The organism is Planomonospora corallina, from assembly GCF_042650625.1.
Classification (GTDB): Bacteria; Actinomycetota; Actinomycetes; order Streptosporangiales; family Streptosporangiaceae; genus Planomonospora_B; species Planomonospora_B corallina.
In genome coordinates this window covers 80,954-87,069 of record NZ_JBHSBM010000011.1, presented here as the reverse complement: position 1 = coordinate 87,069, position 6,116 = coordinate 80,954, and the positions used below count along the sequence as shown (strand labels likewise).

5 protein-coding genes are annotated in these 6,116 nt (G+C 75.4%); 2 read left to right on the top strand and 3 right to left on the bottom strand.

Features of this window, described 5'->3' with window-relative positions:
- On the top strand, nt 1-520 hold a 520-nt coding region (locus ACFOWE_RS05270), incomplete at its 5' end, for a hypothetical protein (protein ID WP_377285782.1).
- 76 nt (nt 521-596) lie between these two features.
- On the opposite strand, the gene ACFOWE_RS05265 is transcribed toward ACFOWE_RS05270, so the two are convergent.
- The 3 genes from ACFOWE_RS05265 to ACFOWE_RS05255 all read right to left on the bottom strand — a co-directional run bounded on the left by ACFOWE_RS05265 (nt 597) and on the right by ACFOWE_RS05255 (nt 4,743).
- Entirely contained in the window at nt 597-2,069 is a 1,473-nt protein-coding gene (locus ACFOWE_RS05265) for a hypothetical protein (protein ID WP_377285780.1), read from the bottom strand.
- Nucleotides 2,056-2,574, bottom strand: coding sequence for a SigE family RNA polymerase sigma factor (locus ACFOWE_RS05260; RefSeq protein WP_377285779.1), 519 nt, complete (start codon nt 2,572-2,574; stop codon nt 2,056-2,058). Before ACFOWE_RS05260 ends, ACFOWE_RS05265 begins: the two co-directional genes overlap by 14 nt.
- Before the next feature lie 174 nt (nt 2,575-2,748).
- Complete coding sequence (locus ACFOWE_RS05255; protein ID WP_377285778.1) at nt 2,749-4,743, bottom strand: ATP-binding protein; 1,995 nt, start codon at nt 4,741-4,743, stop codon at nt 2,749-2,751.
- Between the two features lie 254 nt (nt 4,744-4,997).
- On the opposite strand from ACFOWE_RS05255, the gene ACFOWE_RS05250 reads away from it, so the two are divergent.
- Nucleotides 4,998-6,017: an adenosine deaminase gene (locus ACFOWE_RS05250; protein ID WP_377285776.1), complete on the top strand. Its 1,020-nt coding sequence runs from the start codon at nt 4,998-5,000 to the stop codon at nt 6,015-6,017.
- Nucleotides 6,018-6,116: the final 99 nt, after the last annotated feature.

Here is a 6,116-nt window from a genome sequence, read left to right as displayed (position 1 = left end):
GCGGCCGGCCGCCCGCCCCGGCGCGGAGTGGACCGCGGGGACCGGGGTGGACGGCCGGCGGGCCCGGGGAACGGGTGACGGCCTCCCCGGTGACGGGGGCGCCCGTGTACCGTCCACCGGTATGCGCACCGTCCGCTTCGAGAGCCCCTTCTACAACGTCACCGATGACCCGGACCGGGTCATCGGTGACTTCCTGGGCTTCGCCCTCTCACTGAAGAACATCTCCGGACGCCCTCCGGCCGAGGAGTTCGCCGACATCTTCTCCCCCGAGGGGGACGGCATGCGCCTTCCCGACACCTTCGTGGCCTACCGGGCCGAGGTGCCGGACGACGTCCCCGAGGAGTTCGACGACCGGTTCACCGAGGAGATCGGGCGCAAGGAGCTCTGGGTGCTCACCCGGCTCGAATTCCGCAAGATGTCGGTCTCGGCCGTCATCGAGGGCCCCGAGCTGCGGCACCTGCTGCACGAGGCCCTCGCGCAGCGCACCGCCGCGCGGGAAGCGCGCCGCGGGCCGTCCTGAGCCCTCCCGCCGTCTCGGGACCCGGCCGGGTGCGCGCCCGGCCGGCGCCGTGGGCCCGGTGGGCGCGTCCCGGCGGTCACCGCCTCTGGACCCGGATCCCCTCGGCGATCCGGCCGGCCTCGGTCTCGAGGTCGGGGGTGGCGCCGACGAAGATCGCCGCTCCCGGCCGCTCCAGCCACATCACGAACCGGCCCCCGCCGTACAGCTCGTTGACCCACTCGACGGCGGGCCGGCCCCGGACCGGCGCCGTAGAGCGGGCGTGGCCGACCAGGGCGCGCAACTCCCGCTCCGAGGCGACCCCGCAGACCACCCCGACGCTCAGCGCGCTGCCGCCCTCCTCCACGCTGCGCTCGTCCGACCATCCGTGGCCCCGGACGGTGACCTTCTCCGGCTCGCTCAGCGACTCCAGGTCGGTGAAGCCGCCGCCCACGGTGAGGCGCTCCGGGATCCGCGGGAGGACCACGCCGGGGACCAGGCCCGTCACCTTCCCGGCGGCCGGGGGCTCGCAGAGCCGGTCGCCCGGTTCCGGATCCCGGCCGAGGCCGGCGATGATCTCGTCGAGCGCCGTCTCCATCCCAGGGGCGGCCTCCAGGAGGAATCCGAGTCCCGTCCTGTCGTGCCAGAGCACCGCGCGCGGGCGGCCGCCCCACCCCCTCTCACCCGTGGTGCCCTCCCAGGCGGGCGCGGTCCGCAGGACGGCCTCCCGGCTGCGGACGGCCTCGAAGCCCTCGCTCCGCTCCGCCCACGCCCTGAGCGCGTCCGGGTCGGCGGCGTTCCTCCCCCGCACCGCGCTCAGCCTGACCCGGCCGCCCTGACCGCTCCACTCCTTGCGGGTGACCGGTTCGGCGGAGGAGGCGGGAACCTCGCGGTCCAGGTAGACGCCGTCCGGCAGGCCGGCGAACCTGACGCCCTCCAGGGTGCCGCCGCCGGAACCGGTCGGGTCGGGGAGCCAGACCCCCTCGGCGATGCGCGTGAGCTCGTCCCGGTGATCGGCGCCGACCGTCACCCGCAGCACGACGTCGTCACGCTCGTGCCAGAGCAGGTCGAGGCCGTCGGGCGAGACCAGCCCGGGCCTGCCGCGGACCGAGGTCGCCTTGCCGCCGGGCACCAGCCCGAGGGACGTGAGCCGGCCGGGCCCTGCCGGTCCTGCCTTCTCGTACTTGCGCAGACGCACCAGGCCGTCACCGGATCCCCAGCTCAGCGTGACGACGTCGAGCTTGCCGACGGAGCCGGAATCGATCAGCAGCGTCCCCAGCCCCGCCGGGAGGTACCGGGCCTCGACGTCCTCCGCGACGTTCACATCCATACCTGCGCGGGTGGGCCGGTCCGCGGCCGCGACCGGGTCTCTCTGCGCGCCGGTCAGCTGCCCGGGGATGACCGTCCCGGCGGCGAGCACGGCGGCCACCAGGGCCGTGCCCGCGGCCAGGCGCCTCCCGCGGCGGCGGCGGTGCGAGAGCCGTACGACCCGGTCGGCCAGGTCCGGGGCGGCGCCCAGGTCGGCGGTCTCGGCGGCCATGGCGGCGCGCAGCTCGTCCTCAAGCCTCGGCATGGCGGATCACCTCCGTGAAGATCTCGGCGCCGATCAGGGCGCGCAGGCGGGCCAGCCCCTTGGCGGCCTGGCTCTTGACCGTGCCCACCGAGCAGCCGAGCGTCTCGGCGGTCTGCGCCTCGGTCATGTCCTCCCAGAAGCGCAGGACGAGCACCGCCCGCTGGCGCGGGGGCAGGCGGCGCAGGCCGTCCATGAGGACCGGACGGAGCTCGACGCCCGTCAGGTCGCCTGCGGCCGGGGTCTCCGGGAGCGTGGGAGCCGGGAAGATGTGCAGGATCGCCCGGCGGCGGGCGCGGCTGATCGCCGTGTTGACGATGATGCGGCGGACGTACGGCTCGGGGTCGCTGCCGGCGCGCAGCCTTCCCCAGTTGCGGTATGCCTTCTCCAGCGCGCTCTGCAGCACGTCCTCGGCCTCGTCCCGCGACCCGCACGTCAGGTGGGCGACGCGCAGCAGGGCGGTCCCCCGCGCCGCGACGAACGCGGCGAACTCCTCGTGGCCGCTCATGCGGCCGTGCCTGGTCTCATGCCCCTACCTACGCTCGGCGCGCCGGAAGGGTTGCCCGGCGGGACCGGGGAGTCCTCCGCCGGCCGGGCGCCCTTCCGACGGGCCGCCCGGAAACCGGCCTGCCTTTCGGAGAACCCGCCCGGATGAGGCGGCCTCTCGAAGCACCCGCCCGGATCAGCCGATGACCCCCTGCAGGGCGCACTCCACGGCCGTGCGCAGGTCGGTCGCGCGCCCGGTCTCGATGAGCCGGTCGTACTCGTCGGTGTCCGTGCGGGCGCGCAGCCTCGCCTCGGCGCCGGCGAGGATCCCGTCGAGCAGCGGCAGGCGGCGGGGCGGCGCCCCGGTGCTCTCCCAGGCGGCCCGGGCCGCACCGAGGAGGAACAGGGCGAGCGTGTCGTCCACGTCCCCCGCGGCGATCACCGCGAGGACCTCGAGCCCGGTGACGAGGGCCGGGTCGTCGTCGAACACCCGGGCCCCGCGCAGTGCTTCGCGGACCGAGGCGGTGGCCGCCGCGGTGTTGCCCAGGAGGTGCTCGACCAGGCCGAGGATCAGGTCGAGGTGGGCGAGGGTCCAGTAGTCGCGGCAGGAGGCGCACAACTCGCGGCCCTCGCGGACGACCACGACGGCCTGGTCGTGGTGTCCGGCGAGCAGCAGGCCGACGGCCACGACGGTGTAGGTGGACAGGAAGCCGGGCAGGAGGTCACCGGCCGAGCGGTGGCGCTCCCGGGCCTCCTTGATGAGCCGCAGGGCACTGCCCAGGTCTCCCCTGGCGACGGCCAGGTGGGCCTGGAAGTGGCTGACGTAGGGGGCCATCTCGCCGGCCCCGTCCCGGTCGACGGCCGCACACTCGGCGAGGGCCCGCTCGGCCTCGTCGTACTCGCCTCGCTGGATCGACATGTAGGTGTGCACCCACAACGCCTTGAACCGCTCGGGGCAGGGTGCGGGCTCCAGCTCCAGGCCGCGCAGGATCAGCTCGCGGCCGAGGGCCGTCCGTCCGCAGCAGACCCACAGGAACCACAGGCAGCTGACCAGCTCCAGGCCCCTGCGGCGCCCGGCGGGGTCGGCGTAGCAGTGGTCGACGGCCCGGCGCAGGTTGGCGAGGTCGGGAACGAGCCTGCGATACCAACCGAGCTGGTCGTTGCGCCAGCCCTCGTTCGCGCGGACGGCCAGGCCGAAGAAGTGGTCGCGGTGCCGGAGCTCGGCCTCGGCGGTCTCGCCCAGGAGGTCCAGCCGGGCGGCGCCGTAGGCCCGGGCGGTGTTCGTCAGCCGGAGGCGGACGCCGCCGGCGGCCTTCTCCCGGGTGAGGACGGACCGGTCGAACAGCCCGGACAGCGCGTCGAGGACCTGCCCGGTGGAGAGGCCGGGGCCGCACACGTGCTGGGCGGCCCCGGCGTCGAAGCTCCCGGCGAAGACCGAGGCCCGGGCCCAGACCAGGCGCTCGGCCGGGTCGCACAGCTCGTGGCTCCAGTCGAGCGCGGCGCCCATGGAGCCGTGCCGCCGGGCCTCGCCGTCGCCGCGGGGGCCGTCCGGAGAGGAGCCGTCCACGAGGGAGCCGTCCGGGAACAGGCGTGCCCCGCCCGGGTCCGGGGAGGCCGCGGCGAGCCTGATGGCGAGCGGGAGATTGTCGAGCCTGCGGCAGATCTCGACCGGATCGCGCCCGCCGAGCCGGTCGCCGGCGAGCGCGGCGAGCAGGTCGGCGGCGTCGTCGTCCGGCAGCCCGCCGATCGGGTAGAGGTGCTCACCGGTGAAGCCGAGCCGCTGCCTGCCGGTGGCGAGGACCCTCAGGTCGCCGACCTGGTGCAGCAGCCGCTCAACGAGGGCTCCGGCGGCGCCGGCGACACGGTCGCAGTCGTCCAGGACGAGCAGCCGGGGGCGGGAGAGCAGTTCGACCGTCACGGCGTCGACGGCGGAGGCGCCCGGCCGCACGCGGGCCCCGAGCACGCCGGCGAGCGTCCGCGCCAGGCCGGGGAGGTCGTCCGGAGCCTCGGACAGGTCGGCGACCCGGACGTATCCCGGGGAGTCCTGCCCGAGCGTCCCGGCCAGGCGCAGCGCGAGGCGGCTCTTGCCCGACCCCGCAGGTCCGATCAGCGTGACACGGCGCGTCCGCGCGAGCAGGCCGCAGATCTCGGCGAGCTCTGTGCGCCTGCCGACGAAGAGGTCCGCTTCCATCGCAGTCCCGGCACCGTTCCGACTACCCATACCGTGCCAACTCTCGCATGCCGCGCCGGTCCGGTGGAACCGTTCCGGGAATTACGGTGATCCTTGCTCCCGCTTCCGGACATCGCACCCGTGACCGCCGCTCCGGGACGCTCCCTCCACCGCTCCGGGACGCCCCGGCGCACTCCCCTGCGCCGGTACGGCGGGCGGCCGCGCCGCGGCGGGATCGTGCCCGGCTCGGGGCGCCGGTGCGGCAGGATATGGAGATGGCACGTCCGCTGAGCGCCCTCCCCAAAGCCCACCTGCACCTGCACTTCACCGGGTCCATGCGGCACGGCACGCTGGTCGAGCTCGCCCGCGAGCACGGCGTGCACCTCCCCGACGCGCTGGAGCAGGACTGGCCGCCCCGCCTGCGGGCGACCGACGAGCGGGGCTGGTTCCGGTTCCAGCGGCTCTACGACATCGCCCGCTCGGTCCTGCGCCGCCCCGAGGACATCTACCGGCTGATGCGGGAGACCGCCGAGGACGAGGCCGCGGAGGGCTCGGCCTGGCTGGAGATCCAGGTGGACCCGTCCGGGTACGCCCACCGGTTCGGCGGGCTCACCGGCACGCTGGAGCTGATGCTCGACGCCGTGCACCGGGCCGCCGACCACGCCGGGATCGGGATCGCGGTCGTGGTGGCCGCCAACCGGACCCGGCACCCGCTGGACGCCAAGACGCTCGCCCGCCTCGCCTCCCGCTATCTCGACCAGGGCGTCGTCGGGTTCGGGCTCTCCAACGACGAGCGCCGGGCCCGGGCCCGCGACTTCGACGGCGCGTTCCGGATCGCCCGGCGGGCCGGGCTGCTGGCCGTACCGCACGGCGGGGAGCTGCTGGGGGCGGCGAGCGTCGCCGAGTGCGTGGACGACCTGGGCGCCGACCGGGTGGGGCACGGGGTGCGGGCCGCGGAGTCGCCCCGGCTGATGGAGCGGCTCGCCGACCGGCAGATCGCCTGCGAGGTCTGCCCGACCTCGAACGTCGGGCTCGGGGTGGCCGAGCGGGCCGAGGACGTGCCGCTGCGCCGGCTCTTCGACGCGGGGGTGCCGATCGCGCTGGGCGCGGACGACCCGCTGCTGTTCGGCTCGCGGCTGCTGGCCCAGTACGAGCTGGCCCGGCGGGTGTACGGCTTCCGCGACGCGGAGGTGGCAGAGCTGGCCCGGCAGTCGATCCGGGCCTCGGCCGCCCCCGAGCAGGTGCGCAAGGACCTGCTGAAGCAGATCGACGACTGGCTGGTCGCCCCGGAGTGAGAACCCGCTGAAGCAGAGCGGCGACCGGCCGGCCGCTCCGGAGTGACGGAGCACGCCGAAATGACGGAGCGCCCGGAGTGACGGAGCGCTCCGGGGAGC

Coding starts and splice junctions, on each gene's coding strand:
- ACFOWE_RS05265 (WP_377285780.1), bottom strand. CDS start 2,069: ATGCCGAGGCTTGAGGACGAGCTGCGCGCCGCCATGGCCGCCGAGACC.
- ACFOWE_RS05250 (WP_377285776.1), top strand. CDS start 4,998: ATGGCACGTCCGCTGAGCGCCCTCCCCAAAGCCCACCTGCACCTGCAC.
- ACFOWE_RS05255 (WP_377285778.1), bottom strand. CDS start 4,743: ATGGAAGCGGACCTCTTCGTCGGCAGGCGCACAGAGCTCGCCGAGATC.
- ACFOWE_RS05260 (WP_377285779.1), bottom strand. CDS start 2,574: ATGAGCGGCCACGAGGAGTTCGCCGCGTTCGTCGCGGCGCGGGGGACC.